This is a genomic window from Pseudomonas sp. RL_5y_Pfl2_73, assembly GCF_963970515.1.
Lineage (GTDB): Bacteria > Pseudomonadota > Gammaproteobacteria > Pseudomonadales > Pseudomonadaceae > Aquipseudomonas.
Map to the genome: position 1 here is coordinate 1 of NZ_CAXAPD010000005.1, position 22,902 is coordinate 22,902.

Consider the following 22,902-nt stretch of genomic DNA (forward strand, 5'->3'; position numbering starts at 1 on the left):
GCGCTGTGAGGCGTTGAGCTAACCTGTACTAATTGCCCGTGAGGCTTGACCATATAACACCCAAGCAATTTGTATGCTCCAAGCCTAAAGGCGAAAGAGACCAGATTGCGGTGTGTGAAGACGAAACGAACCGAAAGTTCGAGAGACTCAAAAGCAGCACACAAACTATCGCATACCCATTCGCTGGCACGTGACCGCAAGGCACGCACCGGCTACCGAATTTCTTGACGACCATAGAGCATTGGAACCACCTGATCCCATCCCGAACTCAGCAGTGAAACGATGCATCGCCGATGGTAGTGTGGGGTTTCCCCATGTGAGAGTAGGTCATCGTCAAGATTAAATTCCAAAACCCCTATCTGCTGACGCAGGTAGGGGTTTTGTTTTTGCCCGCAGGAAAGTCTGCGAAAGCTCGTGATAATTTGCACAGTTATTTCCGAGCTGGAGCACTAGAATAGCCCCACTTTAGCTGAGCCAGAGCTGTTTATGCCCGATCCGTCAGACATTGATAGGTTGTCAGATCTGCCCCTGAGCGGTCTGGTGGCGTGTCATGAGTGCGACCTGTTGATGCGCAAGCCCCAGCTGGCCCATGGTGAAAAAGCCGAGTGCCCTCGTTGTGGCTATGAACTCTATGCTCACCGGCACAATGTAGTTGAACGCAGCCTTGCCTTGGTTATCGCAGCTCTGCTGTTATATGTGCCGGCCAACTTCTTACCCATCATGGAACTCAATCTGCTCGGACAGTCCTCCCAGGACACCGTTTGGAGTGGCGTGGTCGGCCTGTTTGATACCGGCATGGAAGGCATCGCGGCAGTGGTCTTCCTGTGCAGCATGGGCATTCCACTACTCAAGTTGCTTTGTCAGTTAGTGGTGCTGTTGTCCATTCGTTTGGACTTCGGCCGTAGTTACAGTTTGTTGCTGTATCGCATTTATCACCACCTACGAGACTGGGGGATGCTTGAGGTCTATCTCATGGGCGTGCTGGTGGCTATCGTAAAATTGACAGACATGGCAGCCATCACCGTAGGCCTTGGCCTGGTGTGTTTCATCAGTTTGTTGCTGGTCCAGGTCTGGCTGGAGGTGGTGATGTCACCCCATCAGATCTGGCAGGCGTTATCAGGAGAAGATGCCCATGCGGGCGATTGATGCAGGGATTCTGATCTGTACGGAGTGCCACGAGTTGAATCGGCAGGATGCTGAGGCCGACAACCAAACCTGTACTCGCTGCGGCGCGTTGGTTCATTCCCGTCGCCCGAACAGCTTGATGCGGACCTGGGCGTTGTTGATCACGGCCGCGATTCTTTATATTCCGGCCAACATGTTGCCGATCATGACTATCAACTCGCTGGGCCAGGGCGCCCCGAGCACCATCATGGCCGGCGTCATCGAGCTGGTTCAACACGGCATGATTCCTATTGCCGCCGTGGTGTTCATCGCCAGCATCGTTGTACCCACTTTCAAACTGGTGGGCATCGCCTTGTTGTTGTTTTCCGTGCAGCGGCATCAGCCTATGTCGGCGCAGCAACGCATCCTTATGTACCGTTTTATCGAGTTCATTGGCCGCTGGTCGATGTTGGATATTTTCGTGATCGCCATTTTGGTGGCTGTTGTGAATTTCGGACGGCTCGCCAGTGTCGAAGCCGGTCTCGGCGCGATCGCTTTCGCCAGCGTAGTGATTTTGACAATGATTGCCGCAGTAACCTTCGATCCCCGACTGATTTGGGATAACACGGAGTCGGATGACGACCATGACTGATTTGCCTACCGCTAAAACTCGACCGGCTTCGAACTGGTCGGCCATCTGGGTCCTGCCGTTGATTGCCTTGATCATCGGTGGTTGGCTCGGTTGGCGGGCTTATAACGAGACCGGAATCGAGATCAATGTGCGCTTTGAGAGCGGCGAAGGCATCCAGGTCAACAAAACCGAAGTCGTCTACAAAGGGATGACGGTCGGCAAAGTGACGGCCCTTACACTCGATGACGAAGGCAGCTCCAAGGGAGTGGTCGCGACCATCGAGATGAACAAGGACGTCGAACAATACCTCAAGACCGAAACACGTTTCTGGCTGGTCAAGCCGAGCGTGAGCCTGGCCGGGATCACTGGCCTGGAAACCCTGGTATCGGGTAACTACGTGGCTATCAGCCCAGGTGAAGGAGAGTCGGCCCGTAAATTCAAGGCCCTGGCCGAAGAGCCGCCGCTGTCGGACGCCAAGCCGGGTTTGCACCTGACCCTCAAGGCTGATCGGTTGGGTTCGCTGAACCGTGGCAGCCCGGTGTTCTACAAACAGATTCAGGTCGGTCAGGTGAAGAGCTACCTGTTGTCCGAGGATCAGGGCAAGGTCGAGATCAAAATCTTCATCGAGCCGACCTATGCCAACCTCGTGCGCAAACACACACGTTTCTGGAACGCCAGTGGCATCAGCATCGATGCCAACCTCTCGGGTGTCAAAGTGCGCAGCGAATCCCTGGCCAGCATCGTGGCCGGAGGGATTGCCTTCGCCACGCCGGAAAGCCGCAAGGACAGCCCGCCGACGGACCCAAGCCTGCCGTTCCGTCTTTACGAAGACTTTGACGCCGCTGCGGCGGGCATCCGGGTGAAGGTCAAGCTCAGTGATTTCGAAGGGTTGCAGGCCGATCGTACCCCGGTCATGTACAAAGGCATCCAGGTCGGCAGCCTGAAGAACCTCAAGGTTGATCCGGACCTGGCCAGCGCCACGGCTGAATTGACCCTGGACCCCTTAGCCGAAGATTACCTGGTAACCGGCACGCAGTTCTGGGTCGTCAAACCATCAATCTCCCTGGCGGGTATCACCGGCCTTGAAGCGTTGGTCAAGGGCAACTACATTGCCGTGCGACCGGGTGACAAGGGTGGCGCGCCGCAACGCGAGTTCGAAGCTCGGGCGAAAGCACCGCCGTTGGATTTGCGTTCCCCGGGGCTGCACTTGGTGCTGCTGACCGAAAACCTCGGATCACTGGAGGTCGGCAGTCCGATCCTCTACAAGCAGGTCAAGGTCGGGTCGGTGCAGAGTTATCAGTTCTCCCGCAAGAAGAAGCAGCTGATCATTGGGGTGCACATCGAGAAGGCGTACGAAGGGCTGGTCAACGGCTCGACACGGTTCTGGAACGCCAGTGGTATCACTCTTACGGGAGGTTTGACGGGCGGGATCCAAGTCAAGAGCGAGTCCCTGCAAAGCCTGATGGCCGGCGGGATTGCCTTCGAAACTCCGGAACCGAATGTGCCGCTGAAGAGGCGTATACCACGTTTCCGTCTGTTCGCCGATCACGAAGCTGCACAACAGCGAGGCACCGTGATCACGATCAAGGTCGACCGCGCTGATGGTTTGCGCAGTGGTACGCCGATCCGGTTCAAAGGGTTGGATGTGGGCAAGATCGAGGATGTTGATCTCAGCGCCGATATGCAGTCGGTGCTGCTCACGGCGCGTATCACCGAAGTGCCGGAGCGCATCGCCCGGGCCGGGTCCCAGTTCTGGGTGGTCAAGCCTGAGTTGGGATTGATGAAGACCTCCAATCTGGAAACGCTGGTAACCGGCCAATACATTGAAGTGCAGCCTTCGACGAAAAACCTTGGGCCGCAGAAAAGCTTCGTGGCCCTGGCCAACCCCCCAGAGAGCGCTGTGCCCGAAGCGGGACTGAGCCTGGTGCTGAGCGCGGCTCGCCGTGGTTCGTTGAAGGTCGGCGTACCGGTGACCTATCGGGAGATTACGGTGGGCAAGGTCACCGGTTATGAGCTGGGCCAGACTGCGGACCGGGTGCTGATCCATATCCTGATCGAGCCCAAGTACGCGCCGCTGGTGCGCGGCGGCACACGTTTCTGGAACAGCAGTGGTTTCGGTCTGGACTTTGGTCTGTTCAGGGGCGCGACGGTGCGAACCGAGTCGCTTGAAACGCTTATCCAGGGCGGCATTGCGTTCGCAACGCCGGATGGCGAACGAATGGGCAACCCGGCCCGACCGGAGCAGACTTTCCCGCTGTTCGATAAGTTTGAAGATGAATGGCTGACCTGGGCGCCGAAGATCAGTCTCGGCAAGTAAGGTTGTTGGGTTTAGCACTTGTGGCGAGGGCTTGCTTGCGCTGTGCTCTGTAGGAGCTGGCGAAGCCTGCGATCTTTTGATCTTGATCTTGATCTTGATCTGATCTTTCGCTCTGGACTCAATGGGCAGTGGAAAGATCGCAGCCTCGTTGCACTCGACAGCTCCTACGCAGCTCCTACGGGAGCAAGCTCCCCGCCACTGGTTGTGCAAACCATGAAAAAGGCCGCGATCCAATGGGTCGCGGCCTTTTTCATGCCCAGTCATTCACCTCACACTGGATCCAGCTCCGGCTCGTCGGCCTGGACATTCACCGTGGCCTTCACCGCATCATGACGACGGATGTACTTCCAGTCCGCTTCGTCGATGTAGATGCCGTTCGGGCCGCTGCCACCTTCCAGGTCGATGGCGACACTGGCGCAGACTTGCGGCTTCACACTGGCCAGGATCGGCACGAAGCCCAGTTGCAGGCTGGTTTCCAGCAGGGCGGCCTGGTTTTTCTCGTCGATGTCCGCTGCTTCGTCCAGGTAGTACGGCAGACGCACGCGGCCGGCCTGTTCGCGGTCCATCAGGTGCAGCAACAAGTACATGTTGGTCAGCGCCTTGATGGTCATGGTGGTGCCGTTGGACGCCGCGCCGTCGATGTCGGTGTGGATCACTGGCTGGCCGTTGACCTTGGTGATCTCGAACGCCAGTTCGAACAGGTCCTTGAGGCCGAGCTGGTTGTGGTTCGCCGCCACCAGACGCGCCAGGTACTCCTTGGCTTCTTCGTTCTTGTTGTCCTGCTCGGCGCTCTGGCTGAGGTCGAACACTGACAACGTCTCGCCTTCCTCGTACTGGCCGGCACTGTGGATGATCTGGTCGATGTGCTTGAGCGCCTCCTTGTTCGGCGCCAGGACGATCCGGAAGCTCTGCAGGTTGGACACCTGGCGCTTGTTGATCTCGCGGTTGAACAGCGCCAGTTGGTGCTCAAGGCTGTCGTAGTCGCTGCGGATGTTACGCAGGGTCCGGGCGATGTCGGTTACCGCCGCACGGCGCGCCTTGCCCAGGGTCAGGGCTTCGTCGGTGCGGTGGGCATAGGCGTTGATCAGCAGTTGCAGGCGCCGCTCCATGTCGTCTTCGCTGTCGAACTTGGCCACGCCCTTGAGGCGCACCTGGGCATACAGCGCTTCGATCTGGCCGTCGACCCGCAGCAGCCCTTGCCAGCTGTCCTGATAGTCATTGAGCAGCGGCAGCAGGTTGTCCATGGAATCGTCGACCGGGTCCATGAACGGCGTGCCAAACGGCAGGTCCGCCGGCAGCAATTGACGACGGCGCAGGGCGTCGTCGAGGGTACGTTGCTTGGCTTCCATGTCGGCGATCTGTCGGCCCACCAACTGCAACTTGGCGGACAATTGCTGGACGCGCTCGGTGAAGGCATCGCTGGAGCGTTTGAGTTCATCCTGGGCGGCTTCCATCTGCGCCAGTTGCTCGAGCTTCTCGCCTTCCTCGGCGCTCAGGGTCTGGCTGCGGCGGAAGTCTTCCAGGGCTTTCTGTGCGTCCAGGACCTGCTGGTACAGCGCCTCGGTCTGGGTCTTGCTCGCGGCGCGGTCGGCGGCCACGGCTTGCTGGGTCTTGAGCTGCTTGAGCTCTTTTTCCAGGCGTTCTTTCTGGTCGCGCAGCGCAGCGCGGTCGGCCAGGGCTTGCAGAGCAGGCGGTTCGATGTGGGACAGGTCGATGGACAGGCCCGGCACTTCGAAACGCTCGCCTTTGAAGCCGTCGAGGATCAGCTCCATGGATTTGACCCACTCGCCATTCTCGTCCAGCGCGATGCCGTGTTCGCCCAGCGGCAGGCTGAACAGGGCGCTGTTGAACAGGCGCATCAGGCGTTCGACGTCCTGCTGCGAGAACTCTTCCCGCAGGCGGGCGTAGCTGTTGTTGTCGGCGTGATCGAGTTGCTGCTTGACCGACTTCAGGCGTTTTTCCAGGTCCCGCAGGCGCTCTTCCAAGTCCTCGGCGCTGAACTGCCGGGACTGGGCCAGGGCGCCGGCCAGTTCGTCGTGGGCGTCCTTGGCGGCGAGCAGTTGTTGCTCCAGGACCTTGACATCATCCACCAGGGCAAAGCGGTGCTTGAGCACCGACAGCTCGCCGAGCCAGCGCTGGATGCCGCTGATTTCCCGTTCCAGGCGCATCAGCTCCTGAGTGCCGCCGCGCTGGTCGTTCTGCAGCGAATCCTGTTCGTTGCGGTAGTGCTCGGCCTGGATGGTCAGCTCTTCCTTGCGCGCACTGGCGTAGTCCGACCAGGTGCCCAGCAGCGAATCGAGCAATGGCGAGAGGCGATGCAATTTGCCGCGCAGGATGTCGCGCTGCTTCACGCCATTGGCCAGGGCTTCCACCAGCGGACCGGCCGCCACCAGAGAGTTGTAGTCCTGCTCCATGCGGCGTACGTCGCGGAAGGCTTCTTCGCACGCGGCGATGTAGTCCACGCTACCGGAGCGCAGGCTGTGCTCGAACGCGTCGAGGAACAGTTGCTTGAGTTTGGCTGCGGTGATTTCGCGCATGTGCAGTAGGTTGATGAACAGCGCGCGGAAGGTCTTGAGGCTTTGCTCGCTGGTGGAGCGCAGCGGGATCAGTGTCAGGTCCAGTGGGATCGAGGTGTGACCACCCACCAACAGGCGTCGCAGTTCATCCGGCTTGAGTTCGTAGGCCTTCAAGCCTTCGCGCTCCAGGTTGGTGAACAGCTCTTTCTGACGCAGGCAGGTGTCATTTTTCTGATAGTGGGCCAGGTCCAGTTTGCCGGCGTAGGCAAAGAACTGGTGACCGAAACCGCCGCCGGGGCCGCGACCGACCACGCCAATCACGTGTGGGCCGTGGGGCAGGGCGACTTCCACCAGGATGTAGCTGGTGTCCGAGGCAAAGTAGAAACGCCGGGATTGCTCCAGGCTGTACTTGCCGAAGCTCATGTCCGACATGCGCGCCAGGATCGGGAACTGCAAAGCGTTGATCGAGGCGGATTTACCGAGGTTGTTCGCGCCATAGACCGACAGCGGTTCTTCCAGCGGGAACAAGCCGAGGCTGTAGCCGGCGGTGTTTAAAAGGGCAAAGCGGCGGATGCCGTAGCGTTCCTTGCTCATGCGTCGGTCTCCTGTTCTTCGGCAATGGCGCGGGCCAGTGCGTCTTCTTCGCTCTCACCTTCAAACTCGCTGAGGTCCAGCGGATCATCGGTCTGCAGCAATTTTTCGTCGCTGTCTTCGTCGATCAATACCGGCACCGGCAACGGCAGCACGCTGTGCAGGCTGGCGGCCAGGTCGCGGTCCTGCTGGACCGACAGACAGACGTCGAGGAATCGATGCATCGGTGGCAGGAAACGGTACACGCCGTTTTCTTCGCTGGAAAAACCCAGTTGGGTCATGCGCCGCATGATTTTCTCTTCCAGTTCTTCCTGGGTCTGTACTTCGGCCTGGATGAACAGGTCGCGGTACTTTTCCAGCAGCGAAGGCAGCTCATCGCGGCCCAGGCTGCCGCCGTCGAGCACGGCAATCGGGTCGCGGCCCTGGTCGGCCAGGTGCTCGACCAGAATGAAGGTGAACAGGGCCAGGCGCTGGGCGGTCTTGTTGACTGCCGCGGCGGCCAGGTCCGGCACGAAGTAATAGAAGCCACGGGTGTCGCACACCAGTTCGAAGCCCAAGGCCTTGAACAACGTGCGGTACTGGTCCTGGAAGTTCGACAGTTGCGCGTACAGCTCCGGGTCACGGCGGCTGACGTGGTAGCCCTTGAACAACTCGCGGAAGATCGGCGCCAGCTGGGACAGTTCGGATAGATCAAGATGCATGGGGGATGCTCGCAGAATCCTCGGCGGCGGTGTCGCCGGCCAAGAGCAGGGCGAAGGAGCGCAGGCTGACCTGATGCTCGTGAGTGTGATAGTCGCGGCGTTCCAGACGCTCACGCTTGAAACGTTTTTCCCGCGACAGGCGCGAGAACCAGTACAGCAATTCGTCGGTGGCGCCGTCCGGTTCCTGCTCCAGCAGCCAGGTCATCAGGTCCGGCATCGGCAGGGCGTCTTCGCAACGCTCGACCATCTCGCGCACGGTGCGTGGCGCACGCGGTGCTTCGCCGCCCTTGTGGGTCTTGTGGGACTTGGGGAAGCGCGCCGGTTTCGGTTCGAAACGGGCCAGCGCATAGACATAGGCTTCGACCTGGCTGGCGCTGCCCAGGAACGTGCTTTGCGGCCGAGTGAACAGCGGCATGGCGGCCTGCGGTACGGCATCGATGCCTTTGCGGCGAATGGCCGCCAGGGCCAAGGCGGCGCCACGGGTCACGGCGTTGTGACGGCGGGCCTCCTCGCGCAGAGGCAGGAGCAATTCACGGGCATGACGCAGGGTCAACTGGGCGCTGGTCTGCATCTCCAGGATGCGCGCATGGGTGCGCAGCAGCATGTCGTCGTCCACCAGGTGACCGAGGCGCTGCTGTTCGGTGAGCATGCGCAACAGTACGTTCTCGACCTTGCGCACGCCTTGCTCGAAGGCGCCATCGGCGTTCACCAGTTGGATCATCGGCTCGACGTATTCGTCCCAGGTCGCCAGCACTTCGGCATAACGCTGGCGCAACGGAATCTGCCGATCGCTGGTCTTGGCCCGTTCGGCCACGGCCACCAGGGCCTGTTCGTCGTTGGCGAGTTTCTTGAGCACGTCGCGCACGCGCATGTCCAGCAGGCGCAACTGGCGGGCCAGGTCGTTGCCGTCGCGCACATCGAAGGCATCCTGGATATAACCGGCCAGGCGCTCGAGGTGGCGCAGGTAGGCCTCGATCTCCAGGCACAGGCCCAGGCGGTGTTCGCGGCGCAGGTAGGCGAGAAAATCATGGATCTGGGCGTTGAGCTCGAAGCGGTTCGGGCTTTTCGCCACCGGTACGAGGATGTCCAGGCGGATCCACACGTCCAACAGGCTGGTGATGTCCTGGGGCGTGCTGTCCAGTTGTTGGGCGGCCAGTTGTGAACGCAATTCGTTGAGGCTCAGGGTGCCCTGGTCGAAGTGCTCGCACAAAGGTTCCAGCAATGCCCAGTGTTCAGCGAGGGCGCGCAAGACGCGCTTGGGTTCGATCATCGCAATGGCCGTCGGGTTGGCAATTAAAAGCAGCGATTGTACTGCATCGGGCCGGTTGCGATTCACCCCTTGGACAGACTGTCGTTGGCGATCGATCAACTATTGGCTCAACAGGGGAGCGATCCGCCTCGAAGGGCGGTAGAATCCCTCCCACTTTCAGTTATCCACAAGTGGCCGACCCTTGCTTATCGAGTCCCGTCGCCGCGCCTATCTGACCGCCATGCAGGTGGTCAACTGGCTGCCGCGTACCGAATTGCCGTTCGCCGCCCCGTCGCGGCCCGAGCTGCTGGAAGCGCCCGAGCCCAAGTACATCGCGCCGGTCGTGACCGCACCTGTGGCCAAGACGGTTGTCGAGCCGGTGGCTCCCGTGGTCGATCGGCCGAAAATCGAAGTGCCGCGTCCGAGCCTGGCCTCGACCCGTACCAACGCCAAGCCGGTGGAAGAGGTTGTCGAGGCCCCACCCAAGGCTCCCTACGTCGCCCCGCCGCGTTTCGCCCTGCAACTGCTGCGGGCCGGGCGTTGCCTGCTGTTGGTGGAGTTGCCCACGGGCGAGCCGTTTCAAAGCCGCGATCCCGCCTATTTGCTGCTCAAGGACATGCTGCGCGCCGCCGGTCTGCCGGACAGCCCGCAGATCATTGGCGAACCGGTGCGCTGGCCGCTGTTGTCCCGCGGCACCATGGACCAAGGGCCCGAAGCGGCGCGGGATTTCGTCCAGGGGTTCGTTTCGGCGCGCCTCGAAGACGAGACCTGCGTGTGCCTGTGGCTGATCGGCCTGCCGGCGGTGAAGTTTGCCGGCGAGGCGGATGCCGAAGCGTTCAATCGTGAACTGCAGGTCGAAGGCCTGGGCTCGGCCTGGGCGTTGCCCGGGTTGGAACTGTTAATGGAAACGCCACAGCGCAAGGCTGATGTCTGGCAAGCCATGCGCCGGCTGATGGCGCGCTGGAAAGAATCGAATGAGTGACGCTGTATCGTTCCGCCCGATGACCGAGGCAGACCTCGACGCTGTACTGAAAATCGAATACGCCGCCTACAGCCACCCTTGGACCCGCGGGATCTTTCTCGACGGGTTGGGCAAATACCAGATCTGGCTGATGTTCGAAGGTCAGCAGCAAGTGGGTCATGGCGTGGTGCAGATCATCCTGGATGAGGCGCACCTGCTCAACATTACCGTCAAACCGGAAAACCAGGGCCGTGGCCTGGGCTTGCGACTGTTGGAGCACCTCATGTCGATTGCCTACAAGGCCGAGGCCCGGGAGTGCTTTCTGGAAGTGCGCGACAGCAACCGCACGGCGTTCCGGCTGTATGAGCGCTATGGCTTCAATGAAGTGGGCCGGCGCCGGGATTACTACCCGGCGGTGGGTGGGCGTGAGGATGCGGTGGTCATGGCGTGTACTTTGGTGGACTGAAGCGCCGCTCCCACAGAGTATTGGTGGGGTACATCAAACCTGAGGTCATACACAAAACCACTGTGGGAGCGAGCCTGCACGCGATGGCTTCGGCACATCCGACATTTGATACAAGCTGACCCACCGCTTTGGCGAGCAGGCTCGCTCCCACTGGGTCGGGTCAACGCTTGCCATCCAGCGGATCGATATCGGCCATTTCCGCTTCGTCCAGTCCATCGCCCCCACCAATATCGTTTTCACTCACCACACTCAGGTCCCAGTCCGCCCGCTCGTCGTCGTCGCCCTCAAAGGCATCCCGGGCGCCGTCTTCGTGGATGAGGGTTTCCGGGCTCATGTCGTCATCGGTCGGCTGGTGATCATCCGTCGAGGCACCCGTCATACCTGCTTCACGCACGCGTTCACGAGGCAACAAGTGCTCGCGTTGGTTTTTCGGCAGTTCGTCGCCGATTTTCGCGCTGGGTTGTTCGTCGTCGAATTCCAACTCATGCATCGAGCCCATGCGATCTTCGTTGTCGTCGATGGGTTCCGGTTGCATCGCATCAAAGGGGCGTCGTGAATCATTCATGGCAATTCCTCATACTGTGGGCCTTACTGGTGTCGACCGGCAGTGCATCCAGGAATTCCAATGCATCGCCGACGTGACCTCGACCGGCGGTCGTTTGTCACAGTTGCGCACTCTCAATCGAGGCTAGACAGCATGAACGAATTACAAGATCTGATTGATAACAACGCGCGTTGGGCCGATGCGATCAAGCAGGAAGATCCTGACTTCTTCTCCAAGCTGGCTCGTCAGCAAACCCCGGAATACCTGTGGATCGGCTGTTCCGATGCGCGGGTGCCAGCCAACGAGATCGTCGGCATGCTGCCGGGCGATCTGTTCGTACACCGCAACGTGGCCAACGTTGTGCTGCACACGGACCTCAACTGCCTGTCGGTGATCCAGTACGCGGTGGACGTGCTCAAGGTCAAACACATCCTGGTCACCGGCCATTATGGTTGTGGCGGTGTGCGTGCCTCGATGCAGGACCGGCAACTGGGTCTTATCGACGGCTGGCTGCGCTCGATTCGCGACCTGTACTACGAGCATCGCGAGGCGTTGGGCCAATTGCCGACCGAGGAGGAACGTGTCGACCGCCTGTGCGAGCTGAACGTGATCCAGCAGGTGGCGAACGTCGGCCATACCAGCATCGTGCAGAACGCCTGGCACCGCGGGCAGAAACTGTCGATTCATGGCTGCATCTACGGCATCAAGGACGGACGCTGGAAGAGCCTGGACACTACGATCAGCGGTTTCGAACAGTTGCCGTCGCAGTATCGGCTGCGTCCGGTCGGGGCGCCCTGAGTCTGGTTCGTCAGTCGCGGTGACATTGACGGCGCCAGTGCCGTAGAAACTTCATTCCCTGCTCATTGGGCGGTTCGTCATAGCCGGTAATCCAGCCATGACAGTTGGACGAACCGCACCGGCAGGCGAACTGTCGATACAGTTTCTGTTCGGTACTGGCGTAGTCCATCGTCAGGCAGTCACCTTCATCGATACGGGCCAGTGACCACAGCCACAGTTCGCTCATGTCGAGGAAGACATTCGGGTTGCAGGAATGCAGCAGCAGTCCGGTGAAGCGTGGGTCATACATGTGGACGTCCGGCAGGATCTGCAGCGTGTGCAGGCGCCGTCGGCTGACCAGCAGCCCCGATACCCTGCACATCCTCTCCATGGGGGCGAATGGTTTGCGGGCGATGATGCCGTTGCCACGGCCATCGGTCGTGCTACGCACTTCGAAATCACGCACGCAAGGGTAGCCCAGGCGGGTACTGAGTTGCTTTTCCGGGTAGATGCAATCCCGGTGCTGTGAACAGTCGCTATCTGTGATGAACATGCTCATGACAGTCCTTGTCGGTGATAAACACTCGACTTTCTGGCGCTGGCGATCCTGCCGGCGGTCGTTGAAAAAACCAGGATAGCTTCGCCCAAGTCGGGGGTTTCATCTACTGTCGACTCTGACAGGTGCCAAAGGCGCTTTCCCGCGTCAGCGCAAGCCGACGCGGGAAGGCGCCTCAAGGTTTAGACCGCCTCGGCAGGCAGCGGCATAGGCACCTTCAGTTGCGGAAGTTGCGACTTGATCGCCGGTGTTTCGCATTTTTTCGCCGCGTCTTCCTCGCTCAGTTTGCGAACCGAGGTGTAGAACAATTCGCAGGTTTTCTCCTTCTGCATGACCTGCCAGGTCTGCGTGCATTGGTTCAGCAGGGTGTTCGGGTCGGTGCCCGGCTTACTGCCCATGCCGGCCTGCCAGCATGCAGCGCTCAGGTCCTGACCCATGACTTTCAAGCCGGCGGCATCCGCCTTGGCTTCGTCACCGTCGTAGTTGTCCTTGTCGGCGGCGTACCAGATATAGCTTGGGTGGTTGGAGCCCAGGACCGGCACCTTGACCCCCGCAGTCGGCGTGATGGTTGCCAGGCCGAGCACGCCCACGGTCTGGCCATACTGGGTCTTGATCCAGTTACGCACAGGGGCGCCGAAGGCCACCATCGGCAGTGTGCCCCCGCTGGCGCTCTGGGTGACTTGCTTGACCATGGTGGTCTGGTAATCGTTGAAATAGTCGTACAGCCCCTCCAGCGTCTGGCCCGCATTGGACGGCGCCGCGATGGGCGCGATGTCGATGATGGTCTGGTAGGCCGGCGTCTGTTCAACCGCAATGCCGTTGACGGTCAGTAGCGTGGCCCAGCGGTCGGTGGTGGCCGACTCCAGGTAGTCCTGGGCCTGAGTCAGGGAGTAATCCGGCGGGAAGTGCAGTAACTCGACACTCTTGCGGTTTTCCAGGGCCATGCCCAGCGGCAGGAACAGGTACCAGTTATAGGACCATTTCTTGTCGCTGTTGAGTTTGGAGGCGCCGTTGTACGCCAGGTCCCCGGCGTCGAGCAGGGCCTTGAGCGGTTGGCCGTAGCTCTTCGGGACGCCGCTGATGTGGGCATAAACTTTATCGTTGTCGCTTTTGACACTGACCTTGGCCGTGCTGTAGCCATCGCGCTGTACGCTTTGGGTCAGGTAATGCTCGACGGTCTGCTCCAGAGTCCAGTCGCGAAAGCAGATGACGTTGCAGTTGTTGGGGTAGGCGAAGAGGCGAGTGACGCGTTCGGTGCTGCCAAGTTGTACGTCAATGTCGTCGGCGTGAGCCGTGGCGCTCAGGGCGGCCAGGGCAGCAAGAGGAAGTACTGCGAGTTTGAACATGCTCAGATCCTTTTCAGCGTGTGGGCCCCTCGAAACAGGGCGCCCCCATACTGAAACAGACCGGGCCGAAGAAAAAGTGGGCCGAGGGAAATATCGACCGTTTTTTATGGCGTTATGGCATCGCTGCTAGCAAATAGCTCAATGTTGTCCGACGGCCAGCAGCACCAGGGCGATGATCAGCAGTGGACGGTGCTCCAGCCATTCCCCGGGGCGGGTACGGGGCAGCAACGCCGGCATGCTAAAACTCGGGTCGATCAAGCGGCCGCGTCACGGGCGCTGTTCGGCCCGGGGACGTAGGTGACAATCAGGGAAATCACGATCAGCGGCAACAATAGAACAATCCAGTGACCATGGGAGGCTTATCGGGTTCGAGGGGCACCCATGAATATTTTCAATAGGGACTCGCGGCGCTCTTTAGAAAAAAATCGCCGGGCCGATGGCAAGGGACAGCATTTCATTCTCCTGCTGTCGGAGCTGCCCATGTTCAACAACCGCCTGAAGCAGGAGCTGTTGGCTCTTCGCCAAGAACTGTCCAGCCTTGCGCAAGTCAAGGAAAGCCTGGATCGCGAGATGCTTGGCCTCACCCTGGATGCCGATGGACGGATTCAATCGGTCAATCAGAACTTCCTCGACGAGATGCGCTACAAGAGCCAGGACTTAATTGGCCGGCCTGTGGATGAACTGGTTCCTGCATATTTGAAATCCAATGAGTTCCAGGTTCGCTTCAAGTCGGCGTTGACCCGTGGCGAGCACTTTTCCGGTGCCGTGCGCCTGGTGCGGGGCAATGGCCAGGAAGCCTGGCTGCGTTCGATCCTCCAGCCCGTACGGGGTGCTGACGGGCGGATCCGCTATTTTTCGATGTATTCCAATGACCTGACCCGCACCATTGAGGCCTCTCGTGAGCATGAAAACCTCATCGGCGCGTTGGTGCGTTCAACGGCGGTGATCGAATTCGATTTGGGCGGTCACGTGCTGACGGCCAATGATCGCTTCCTCAACGCCATGGGTTACAGCCTTGCGCAGATCAAGGGCAAGCACCACCGTATGTTTTGTGAGTCTGAGGAATACAACAGCGCGGCCTACGAGCAGTTCTGGAAGCGCCTGAACAGCGGTGAGTTCGTGGCCGGCCGCTTCAAGCGTATCGACAGCAATGGTCGTGAGGTCTGGCTGGAAGCCTCCTACAACCCGGTGGTCGATGCCAACGAGCGACTGTATAAAGTGGTCAAGTTCGCCACCAACATCACCGACCAGGTCAATCAGGAAAAAGCCGTCGCCGATGCAGCCAGCATCGCCTACAGCACCTCGCTGCAAACGGACAGCACCGCCCAGCGTGGCACGACGGTGGTGACCCAGGCCGTGGACGTGATGCGCGACCTGGCCCGGCACATGCAAACCGCTGGTGAAGGCATCGAGGCTCTGAATGAACAATCCCTGGTGATTGGTACCATCGTCAAGACCATCAGCGGCATCGCCGAACAAACCAACCTGCTGGCGCTCAACGCCGCGATCGAAGCGGCCCGGGCCGGCGAGCAAGGGCGCGGTTTTGCGGTGGTAGCCGATGAAGTGCGACAACTGGCATCGCGCACCAGCCAGGCGACCGATGAAATCGTTGGTGTGGTTCGCCAGAACCAGGACATGGCCCGCAACGCCGTGGCGTTGATGACCGACGGCCAGCATCAGGCCGAGCACGGCCTGGCCCTGGCCGCCGAGGCGGGGACGGTAATCGTCGAGATCCAGGACGGGGCCAAGAAGGTGGTCGATGCCGTGAGCCAGTTTGCCAATCAGTTGTCCACTTAAGATATAATTATTGTTTTTTACATATTAATTATTGTTTTTAGATAATTTTCTGGCTATGTTTTGGGCTCCCATATTCTATTGGAGTCTCACATGCACTCGAATCGTCTTGCCCTGTACAGCCAACGGATGGCAGCCATCACCTTTGTTTTCATGGTATCGATGATGGTCGTCAACGCGGCGGCCTGGTTGTTTCCTGAAGCAGCCTCAGCCTCGCGATACGGCCTGGGGTTTTCCCTCACCGAACGGCAGCTGTCGAGCTTGTCTGAAGAGGCGCTGCGGTTGACGGGGTGGCAGCGCCTGGGTGGGATACTGTTGACGAGCATTCCCTTGCTGGCCCTGGCGGTCGGGCTCACCAACTTGCGCAGGCTTTTCAAACACTATGCCCAAGGGCAATACTTTTCCAACGCAGCAGCGGTTTATCTGGGGAATACGGGGCGCGCGGTGGCGTTGTGGGTGCTGCTGGACTTCATCTGCGAGCCGTTTCTCAGCCTGCTGGTGACGATCAATGCGCCGGTCGGCCAGCGACTGCTTACCTTCAGTATTACCGCGCCGTCTTTCGTTGCTCTATTTCTTGCCGCCTGTATTGCGATCATTGCCCGGATATTGTCCCAGGCCAGTGAAGTCGATTCAGAAAACAGAACATTCGTTTGAGATTCTCATGCCCATCGTTATCCAACTCGATGTGATGCTGGCCATGCGCAAGGTCAAATCCAAGGACCTTGCTGCTGCAATCGGCATTACCGAAGCCAACCTTTCCTTGTTGAAACAAGGAAAGGTCAAGGGCATACGCCTGGCGACCCTCGAAGCCATTTGCAGCTATCTGCAATGTCAGCCCGCGGATCTGCTGGTCTATCAACCTCAGAGCGAGCTCGATCAGTCGCCCAGTGCTTGACCCTCTCGCCGTGGATCCGCACCGCCGGCCAGTGAGGTTTTCCCTTGCGCATCGCGCACCCGGACAATGGCCTGGGTGCCGCTGTTCATGTCGATCTCGCTCACAGCATGGCCTTTGTCTTTCAGCGCCTTGACCAGCGTCGCGCTGAACTGGCCCTTTTCCAGTTCGGTGGGGCCATTGCGGCTACCGAAGTTGGGGAAGTTGATGGCGGTTTGCGGGTCCAGGTTCCAGTCGAGCAGGCCAATCACTGACTTGGCGACGTATTCGATAATTTGCGAGCCCCCCGGTGAACCAACAGCGGCCAGCAGCTCACCACTTTGACGATCGAAGATCAGCGTCGGCGCCATGGACGAGCGCGGGCGTTTGCCGGGTTCGACGCGGTTGGCGACTTTTTGCCCGTTTTCTTCAGGGATGAACGAGAAGTCAGTCATCTGGTTGTTGAGCATGAAACCCTGGACCATCAAGTGTGAGCCGAACGCCGACTCCACCGTGGTGGTCATGGATACGGCACCGCCCTGATCATCCACCGCCACCACTTGCGAGGTGGAAATGCGCAGTGGCGAACGGTCCGGCGCGTAGGCCACCTGGATGCCCGGCGGTGTCCCAGGCTTGGCGACACCCATGCTGCGTGGGCCGATCAGGTTGGCGCGGCTGGCCAGGTAACTCGGATCGACCAGGCCTTTGACCGGCACCGGGACAAAATCCGAGTCGGCGACGTACTGGGCGCGGTCGGCGTAGGCCAGGCGTTCCGCTTCAGCGATCAAGTGCGCCGCCTCGGGCGCGGGCTCGAGGCCGGCGGGCTTATCGGTCTTGAGGGGCTTCAAAGGCGCGAGCGCGTTGCGGCTGTCGCGCTGTTCGAGGGCCTGCAAGGTCCCGAGGATCTGCGCCAAGGCAATCCCGCCAGAAGAAGGGGGCGCCATGCCGCAGACTTGCCAGCGCTTGTAGTCGGAGCACAACGGCGCACGCTCTCGGGCAGCGTAGCCCTGGAGGTCATTGAGCGAAAGGCTGCCGGGATTGGCGTGGCCGCGCACCTTGGCGACCATCTCCTCGGCCAACGGCCCTTTGTACAACGCGTCCGGGCCTTCGTTGGCGATGCGCTTGAGCACCCCGGCCAATGCCGGATTCTTCAGCGTCGTGCCGACGGCTTTCGGGCTGCCATCGGCGTTCAGGAAGTAGGCGGCCATGTCCGGCGAGCCTGGCAGGGACGGATCGGTCGCGATCAACGAATGCAATCTGGGCGAGATCGCGAAACCTTGTTCCGCCAGCGCGATAGCCGGTTCGAACAGCCTCGCCCATTCCAGACGCCCGTGTTTGCGATGGGCCAGTTCCAGCGCGCGCAACACCCCCGGGGTGCCAACGGAGCGGCCGCCGATCTGAGCGGCGGTAAACGGCATGGGTTTGCCGTCGGCTTGAAGGAAAAGTTTTTCAGTGGCGCCGGCCGGTGCTGTTTCGCGACCGTCATAGGTGCGCACGGCCTTGCCATCCCACAGCACAATGAACGCACCGCCGCCGATGCCTGAAGATTGCGGCTCCACCAGCGTCAGCACCGCTTGCATTGCAATTGCCGCGTCGATGGCCGAGCCGCCGCGTCGCAACATTTCCCGTCCGGCTTCGGCCGCCAGTGGGTTGGCTGCGGCCGCCATGTGCTTGTCGGCGTAACGGGTTTGCAGATCGGTGCGGTAGCCGGAGGTGATTTCCGGCGGGGCGGGCAATGCCGGTGTGACGGTGGAGGAAGGTGGGGCCTTACAGGCGATGAGTGTCAGGGCGACAGCCAGCAACGAAACGGCTGACAGACGATGAAGGTTCGGTTTCAGATCTGTAAGCACGTGTCGCTCCATCCGTGGGCCTGGGGTATGGGGATCGACTGTAGCGATGCGCGGCGTATGGCGCAAATCAACAAGCTCTCTCGCCTCAGGGGCGTGCAACCAAATCCTGAGTGGGCAGGCACTTTTCTCGAGGCATAAAAAAACGGCCTATCTTTCGATAGGCCGTTTTTAGTACTTGGTGGCTACACAGGGACTTGAACCCCGGACCCCAGCATTATGAATGCTATGCTCTAACCAACTGAGCTATGTAGCCAAGTGGCGCGCATTATTCGCCGGTAACGAAGATGTGTCAAGCGTAAATCTGAAATATTTCTCTGCGCTTTCAACCGCTTAACAATCCTCGCTGTAAATCGCTATCAACCGAGCTGAAATCTCCCCGTATTGGCACTCAAGGCCTGGCTTCCCTGGCTCAGGGTATCCGCCGCCACGTTCACGGCCCTCGCGCCTTCAAGCAAGCGCATCGCTGCCTGGTCGACCTGCTGGATATTGCCGCTGACCTCGTCGGCGGTGCTGGCTTGTTCATCCACGGCGGTGGCGATTTGCGCCAGGGTGTCGGTGACGCTTTGCACCGCGCTGGCAATTTCACCCAGCCGTTCGCCAAGGCCGGTGACTGCTTGGGCGTCGGTCTGGGCCTGGCCGCAGGCAGCTTCCATCAGGCTGACAGCTTCGTTGACCGTGGCGCGCAGGCTGTCGACGGTGGCGGCAATCTGTTGCGTAGAGGATTGGGTGCGTTGCGACAGGCTGCGCACCTCGTCGGCCACCACCGCGAAACCACGGCCCTGTTCCCCGGCGCGAGCGGCTTCGATGGCGGCATTGAGGGCCAGAAGATTGGTCTGCTCGGCCACGCCACGAATGGTATCGACCACCAGTTGGATCTGTTGCCCCTGTTCGCTGACTCGCCCCAATGCGGCGGCGGTTTCGTTGAGACGCTGGTTAAGCTGCTGGATGCTTGCCGTGGTGCGTTGGCTATCGCGGCTGCTGTCGGTGGCGATGCGGCGGGTCTGCTGGGCGCTATCGGAGGCCTGTTCACAACTCTTCGCCACACCCTGGGACGTGGCGGCCAGTTGCGTTGCGGCGGCAGCGATCTGGCTGATCTGTATCTGCTGGGCCTCGACTTCTCCCAGAGCGCCGCTGGAGTGGGTATTGAGGGTGCGCACGGCATTGCTCAGCTGCAATGTCTCGTGGTCCACCCCCAGCAAGCTGTTGCGCAACTGCACCACGGCGACGTTGAGGGCGGTGCTGATGGCCGCCAGTTCATCGCGCCCTTGCACCGGCACTTGCAGGCTGAGATTGCCGTCGCGCAGGGCTTCGGCCAGCAGGGTGATACCGCTGGCGCTGCGCCGGATCGACGCTTGCAGGCAAACAAAAAGATACAGCGCCGCCAGCAGCAGGCAGCCCAGTACCGCCGCTACCAGGGTGAACTGGCGAATCGCCGAACCGTGGTAGTGGTCCAGCCGCGTATCCAGTGCCACCAGTGACTGTTGCCGCAGGGTCGCCAGGTCGGCGAGGAGGGCGTCGATGTGTTTCTCGAAGTCTTCGGGCTTGAGGTTGATGGAACCGCCGAACACGCCGTCATCCAACACTTTCAGGCCAGCATCCAAGTGCTTGAGGCTGCCCTGGTATTGTCCGGCCCAGGTTTGCAGATCGCTGGGCAGGCGGGTTTCCAGCAGCGCTCCGGTCTTGACCAGTTGGTCCCGGGCGTCACCGATTCGGCTGCGCAGGTCTCGCAGTTGCAGGCGACTCTGCAACGTGAATTGGCCTGATACCACGGAAGCCTGTCCAACGCTGGCCAGGCGCCCGACCCGTTCGATCAGGTCTGGCGTCTGCTGGGTGGAAATCTGCGTCAACAAATACGTCTCTAGCCAGGAGGCGAGGGTCAGGCGGTTGCCCATGACCATCTGCTCGCGCAAGGCTTGCAGGGCGCTGAGGGCGGCGGTGAAGCGGTCGTAGCCATCCGGCCACCAGCCCACGCTGCCAAGGCTTTTCGAATCCAGACCGTTGAGGCTGGTTTGCAGGGCTTGATAGCGGGTGAGGGTATCGGCTTCGGCCCCTTCGGTTTGCAGGGTGTTGCCTAGGTCACTGGCGGCCTGGGTGAGGGCCGGTTGCACTGCGTCGTACGCTGCCATGGCGGCCAGCGTCGCGGGTGTCGGCTGCCGATTGGTTTCGGTGGCACGCCAGCGGGCGGCGCGGTTGCGCTGGGCGGTGAGCAGATTGTCCAGGTTATCCAGGGCCAGCAATTGGCGCACCCCAGCGCGTTCCCCGGAAATCAGGCTGAGTTTGTCGCGATAGTCCTGGCCGATGAGCCACAGGCTGCCCATGAGCGGCAGGATAAAAAGCAGGAACAGCAATTGGAATTTGCGGGCGAAGCCGAAACGCCCCAACAACCTGATTCCCGGTGATAAAAAAGCCTGCATGCCCATACTCCCCTGAGCACCCTTGCACTATTTTTGTGCGTTTTCTACACAAGTGCCGAAACAGGTGCCCTTTTAAAAGGCCTCGAAAGTTTGTCCAAATCGGCTCGGTAGGCCTGCTCTGTAGCGAAACTTCCCATTCTCGGTCCCCTTTGTAAGGAGCCGCGTTGTAGGCCATTAACAAGGCAAGATTCAGACCATGGCGTTGCGCTATCACCTTGGATTTCGACAATTTTTCGAGGTCGATAGCTAGCTAAGGGGATAGCCGTGCCGCACCGAAAAATGGCACATTGACGCACCTGCCTGTGTGCACCCTCTGTCTTATGGAAACTCCCATGGCTATCAGCAATACCCAGGCCGAGATCCCAGTCGTTGCCGCCACTGCGCAAAGCAGCCCGTTGGTCATGCGGATCATTGGCGCCGTGGCGCTGGCGCACCTGATCAACGACTTGATCCAGGCCGTGCTGCCCTCGATTTATCCAATGCTCAAGGACAGCTATGGCCTGACATTCACCCAGGTTGGCCTGATCACCCTGACGTTCCAGTTGACCGCCTCTTTGTTGCAGCCTTGGGTCGGTTATCACACCGACCGTCATCCCAAGCCCTGGCTGCTGCCGGCCGGGACGGTGTGCACGCTGATCGGCATTGTGATGATGTCCATGGTCGGCAGTTTTGCCTTGATCCTGTTGGCGGCGGCATTGATCGGCATCGGCTCGTCGACCTTTCACCCGGAAGCGTCGCGGGTGGCGCGATTGGCCTCGGGCGGCCGCTACGGGCTGGCGCAATCGACGTTCCAGGTGGGCGGTAACGCCGGTTCAGCCTTCGGCCCGCTGCTGGCGGCGGCGATCATCATTCCCTATGGGCAAGGCAATGTGGCCTGGTTCGGGGTGTTCGCCCTGTTTGCGTTGTTCGTGCTGTACCGCATCAGCCGTTGGTACGCCAACCACCTGAACCTGTTCAACCTCAAGCAAGGCCAGGCGGCCACCCATGGCCTATCCAAAGGTCGGGTCTTGAGTGCGCTGGTGGTGCTGGGGCTGCTGGTGTTTTCCAAGTACTTCTACATGGCCAGTTTCACCAGCTACTTCACGTTCTACCTGATCGAAAAGTTCGACCTGTCGGTGGCCTCTTCGCAGTTGCACCTGTTCCTGTTTCTCGGGGCAGTGGCGGCGGGGACCTTCTTCGGCGGACCGATTGGCGACAGGATAGGGCGCAAGGCGGTGATCTGGTTCTCGATCCTCGGCGTGGCACCGTTCACCCTGATCCTGCCTCATGTCGACCTGTTGTGGACCAGCATCCTCAGCGTGGTCATCGGTTTCATCCTGGCCTCGGCGTTCTCGGCCATCGTGGTGTATGCCCAGGAACTGGTACCGGGCAATGTCGGGATGATCGCCGGCGTGTTCTTCGGGCTGATGTTCGGTTTCGGCGGGATTGGCGCCGCCCTGCTGGGGCACCTGGCGGACATCCGTGGCATCGTGTATGTGTACTGGTTGTGCTCGTTCCTGCCGTTGTTCGGGGTGTTGGCGATTTTCTTGCCGAGGACTCGAAAGGCTTGAGGTGAGAAGCATTCATGTAGCTGAGTCACTGCCTTCGCAAGCGGGCTCGCTCCCACATGGGGTTGTGGGTGTTCAGGCATCCAGGCCCCGAAACGAAGTCCCAGCATGCCAGCAGCAACGGGCTGGTTGAAGTCGTTGCGGCGCGAGGGGGCGTAGACCCGGATGCCCAGATGGCTCGGCGTACCCAGTGTCCTGTATCACCAATACTGTTCCTTTCTGACGGCGTCTGTTGCCGTCATGCTGCGTTGCCACTCCTCGCCATCGCGGTCTATGACTCGTCGCGGCGCCTTGCCTGACGGCAACAGCCTCTCGTCAAAAAGAAACGTATTTGTACAGTACGCGATGGCCGCCAGCGTATTGAGGTCCTTCGGTCTGTGCCGTACGTGGATTAAGTTTCAAGTTGAAATATTGTGACGCTTGAATCGCTACTTGATGAGTACATTGTAGTCGCGACTAAAGTACTGGTTTGTATAAGTCTTAAGTGGGTGTTTGTATAAAGGTTGGTCGTGTTAACTTGCTGTTGTGGTTAATGGTTAGAAAGGAATCTGCAGCATTATTCAAAGGTGACCCCTGTGGTGACTGAAAAAGCAGGCGTTCACATTCTTTCCAGCTATCGCCCTTATTGTCCTGGACATAAGGCCCTCGGTTCTTGGTTTGATGACCT

Annotated in this window: 17 protein-coding genes, 1 tRNA gene, 1 rRNA gene and 3 pseudogenes; 12 read left to right on the forward strand and 10 right to left on the reverse strand. The window is 60.1% G+C overall.

Translation table 11 applies throughout. The features are described 5' to 3' along the window. Positions 1–223: 223 nt before the first annotated feature. The 4 genes from rrf (at position 224) to AACY42_RS06150 (ending at position 4,052) form a co-directional block, all read left to right on the forward strand. A 5S ribosomal RNA gene (gene rrf / locus AACY42_RS06135) occupies positions 224–339 on the forward strand. 147 nt (positions 340–486) lie between these two features. Next, positions 487–1,146 (forward strand): paraquat-inducible protein A, encoded by a 660-nt coding sequence (locus tag AACY42_RS06140; protein WP_339477684.1) that lies wholly within the window; start codon positions 487–489, stop codon positions 1,144–1,146. Further along, complete coding sequence (locus AACY42_RS06145) at positions 1,133–1,756, forward strand: paraquat-inducible protein A (protein WP_339477687.1); 624 nt, start codon at positions 1,133–1,135, stop codon at positions 1,754–1,756. Before AACY42_RS06140 ends, AACY42_RS06145 begins: the two co-directional genes overlap by 14 nt. Then, a complete protein-coding gene (locus tag AACY42_RS06150) occupies positions 1,749–4,052 on the forward strand; it encodes a PqiB family protein (protein ID WP_339477690.1) in 2,304 nt (767 codons plus the stop codon). The genes AACY42_RS06145 and AACY42_RS06150 overlap by 8 nt, the downstream gene beginning before the upstream one ends. Before the next feature lie 269 nt (positions 4,053–4,321). Here AACY42_RS06150 and mksF read toward each other — a convergent pair whose 3' ends face one another. From mksF to mksB, 3 genes are read right to left on the reverse strand one after another with little or no spacing between them, the layout of a single operon-like run. Further along, entirely contained in the window at positions 4,322–7,162 is a 2,841-nt protein-coding gene (gene mksF, locus AACY42_RS06155) for an Mks condensin complex protein MksF (protein WP_003205592.1), read from the reverse strand. Then, positions 7,159–7,860, reverse strand: a complete 702-nt coding sequence (mksE, locus tag AACY42_RS06160) for an Mks condensin complex protein MksE (protein WP_339477696.1) — start codon at positions 7,858–7,860, stop codon at positions 7,159–7,161. The genes mksF and mksE overlap by 4 nt, the downstream gene beginning before the upstream one ends. Then, positions 7,850–9,130, reverse strand: a complete 1,281-nt coding sequence (gene mksB / locus AACY42_RS06165; protein WP_339477699.1) for an Mks condensin complex protein MksB — start codon at positions 9,128–9,130, stop codon at positions 7,850–7,852. Before mksB ends, mksE begins: the two co-directional genes overlap by 11 nt. Before the next feature lie 181 nt (positions 9,131–9,311). Between mksB and AACY42_RS06170 the strand changes: the two genes are divergently transcribed. Beyond that, entirely contained in the window at positions 9,312–10,091 is a 780-nt protein-coding gene (locus AACY42_RS06170; RefSeq protein WP_339477700.1) for an energy transducer TonB, read from the forward strand. Next, on the forward strand, positions 10,084–10,536 hold the full coding sequence (rimI, locus tag AACY42_RS06175) for a ribosomal protein S18-alanine N-acetyltransferase (protein WP_047229376.1): 453 nt from the start codon (positions 10,084–10,086) through the stop codon (positions 10,534–10,536). The genes AACY42_RS06170 and rimI overlap by 8 nt, the downstream gene beginning before the upstream one ends. 160 nt (positions 10,537–10,696) lie before the next feature. Here rimI and AACY42_RS06180 read toward each other — a convergent pair whose 3' ends face one another. Beyond that, positions 10,697–11,101: a serine kinase/phosphatase gene (locus tag AACY42_RS06180; RefSeq protein WP_339477702.1), complete on the reverse strand. Its 405-nt coding sequence runs from the start codon at positions 11,099–11,101 to the stop codon at positions 10,697–10,699. Positions 11,102–11,233: 132 nt separating this feature from the next. On the opposite strand from AACY42_RS06180, the gene can reads away from it, so the two are divergent. Then, positions 11,234–11,878 (forward strand): carbonate dehydratase, encoded by a 645-nt coding sequence (gene can, locus AACY42_RS06185; protein ID WP_339477704.1) that lies wholly within the window; start codon positions 11,234–11,236, stop codon positions 11,876–11,878. A gap of 10 nt (positions 11,879–11,888) precedes the next feature. Here can and AACY42_RS06190 read toward each other — a convergent pair whose 3' ends face one another. The 3 genes and pseudogenes from AACY42_RS06190 to AACY42_RS06200 all read right to left on the reverse strand — a co-directional run. Beyond that, on the reverse strand, positions 11,889–12,416 hold the full coding sequence (locus AACY42_RS06190; RefSeq protein ID WP_339477706.1) for a lysine methyltransferase: 528 nt from the start codon (positions 12,414–12,416) through the stop codon (positions 11,889–11,891). A gap of 179 nt (positions 12,417–12,595) precedes the next feature. Next, the gene (locus AACY42_RS06195) at positions 12,596–13,759 is read right to left on the reverse strand and encodes a hypothetical protein (RefSeq protein ID WP_339477708.1); all 1,164 of its coding nucleotides are present in this window, start codon (positions 13,757–13,759) and stop codon (positions 12,596–12,598) included. A 147-nt stretch (positions 13,760–13,906) separates the two neighbouring features. Continuing rightward, positions 13,907–14,097: pseudogene (locus tag AACY42_RS06200) on the reverse strand (short-chain fatty acid transporter); the annotation flags it as partial. 232 nt (positions 14,098–14,329) lie between these two features. Here AACY42_RS06200 and AACY42_RS28545 point away from each other — a divergent pair. The 4 genes and pseudogenes from AACY42_RS28545 to AACY42_RS06215 all read left to right on the forward strand — a co-directional run. Beyond that, a pseudogene (locus AACY42_RS28545) lies at positions 14,330–15,016 on the forward strand (PAS domain-containing protein); the annotation flags it as partial. A 108-nt stretch (positions 15,017–15,124) separates the two neighbouring features. Further along, positions 15,125–15,556: pseudogene (locus tag AACY42_RS28550) on the forward strand (methyl-accepting chemotaxis protein); the annotation flags it as partial. Positions 15,557–15,646: 90 nt separating this feature from the next. Beyond that, positions 15,647–16,207 carry a DUF2975 domain-containing protein gene (locus AACY42_RS06210; RefSeq protein WP_339477712.1) on the forward strand — a complete coding sequence of 187 codons (561 nt, stop codon included), beginning with the start codon at positions 15,647–15,649 and terminating at the stop codon, positions 16,205–16,207. Positions 16,208–16,214: 7 nt separating this feature from the next. After that, positions 16,215–16,448 (forward strand): helix-turn-helix domain-containing protein, encoded by a 234-nt coding sequence (locus AACY42_RS06215; protein WP_339477714.1) that lies wholly within the window; start codon positions 16,215–16,217, stop codon positions 16,446–16,448. On the opposite strand, the gene ggt is transcribed toward AACY42_RS06215, so the two are convergent. The 3 genes from ggt to AACY42_RS06230 all read right to left on the reverse strand — a co-directional run bounded on the left by ggt (position 16,430) and on the right by AACY42_RS06230 (position 20,688). Continuing rightward, entirely contained in the window at positions 16,430–18,274 is a 1,845-nt protein-coding gene (ggt, locus tag AACY42_RS06220) for a gamma-glutamyltransferase (protein WP_339477716.1), read from the reverse strand. The genes AACY42_RS06215 and ggt overlap by 19 nt on opposite strands. Before the next feature lie 176 nt (positions 18,275–18,450). Further along, positions 18,451–18,527, reverse strand: a tRNA-Met gene (locus tag AACY42_RS06225). 103 nt (positions 18,528–18,630) lie between these two features. Further along, positions 18,631–20,688 (reverse strand): methyl-accepting chemotaxis protein, encoded by a 2,058-nt coding sequence (locus tag AACY42_RS06230; protein ID WP_339477719.1) that lies wholly within the window; start codon positions 20,686–20,688, stop codon positions 18,631–18,633. Positions 20,689–21,020: 332 nt separating this feature from the next. On the opposite strand from AACY42_RS06230, the gene AACY42_RS06235 reads away from it, so the two are divergent. Beyond that, a complete protein-coding gene (locus tag AACY42_RS06235; protein WP_339477721.1) occupies positions 21,021–22,238 on the forward strand; it encodes an MFS transporter in 1,218 nt (405 codons plus the stop codon). The last annotated feature ends 664 nt before the right edge of the window (positions 22,239–22,902 follow it).

Excerpts from the sequence above, each read along its gene's own strand:
- AACY42_RS06140 (WP_339477684.1), top strand. The coding sequence starts at position 487 with ATGCCCGATCCGTCAGACATTGATAGGTTGTCAGATCTGCCCCTGAGC.
- AACY42_RS06145 (WP_339477687.1), top strand. The coding sequence starts at position 1,133 with ATGCGGGCGATTGATGCAGGGATTCTGATCTGTACGGAGTGCCACGAG.
- AACY42_RS06150 (WP_339477690.1), top strand. The coding sequence starts at position 1,749 with ATGACTGATTTGCCTACCGCTAAAACTCGACCGGCTTCGAACTGGTCG.
- mksF (WP_003205592.1), bottom strand. The coding sequence starts at position 7,162 with ATGAGCAAGGAACGCTACGGCATCCGCCGCTTTGCCCTTTTAAACACC.
- mksE (WP_339477696.1), bottom strand. The coding sequence starts at position 7,860 with ATGCATCTTGATCTATCCGAACTGTCCCAGCTGGCGCCGATCTTCCGC.
- mksB (WP_339477699.1), bottom strand. The coding sequence starts at position 9,130 with ATGATCGAACCCAAGCGCGTCTTGCGCGCCCTCGCTGAACACTGGGCA.
- rimI (WP_047229376.1), top strand. The coding sequence starts at position 10,084 with ATGAGTGACGCTGTATCGTTCCGCCCGATGACCGAGGCAGACCTCGAC.
- AACY42_RS06180 (WP_339477702.1), bottom strand. The coding sequence starts at position 11,101 with ATGAATGATTCACGACGCCCCTTTGATGCGATGCAACCGGAACCCATC.
- can (WP_339477704.1), top strand. The coding sequence starts at position 11,234 with ATGAACGAATTACAAGATCTGATTGATAACAACGCGCGTTGGGCCGAT.
- AACY42_RS06190 (WP_339477706.1), bottom strand. The coding sequence starts at position 12,416 with ATGAGCATGTTCATCACAGATAGCGACTGTTCACAGCACCGGGATTGC.
- AACY42_RS06195 (WP_339477708.1), bottom strand. The coding sequence starts at position 13,759 with ATGTTCAAACTCGCAGTACTTCCTCTTGCTGCCCTGGCCGCCCTGAGC.
- AACY42_RS06210 (WP_339477712.1), top strand. The coding sequence starts at position 15,647 with ATGCACTCGAATCGTCTTGCCCTGTACAGCCAACGGATGGCAGCCATC.
- AACY42_RS06215 (WP_339477714.1), top strand. The coding sequence starts at position 16,215 with ATGCCCATCGTTATCCAACTCGATGTGATGCTGGCCATGCGCAAGGTC.
- AACY42_RS06230 (WP_339477719.1), bottom strand. The coding sequence starts at position 20,688 with ATGCAGGCTTTTTTATCACCGGGAATCAGGTTGTTGGGGCGTTTCGGC.
- AACY42_RS06235 (WP_339477721.1), top strand. The coding sequence starts at position 21,021 with ATGGCTATCAGCAATACCCAGGCCGAGATCCCAGTCGTTGCCGCCACT.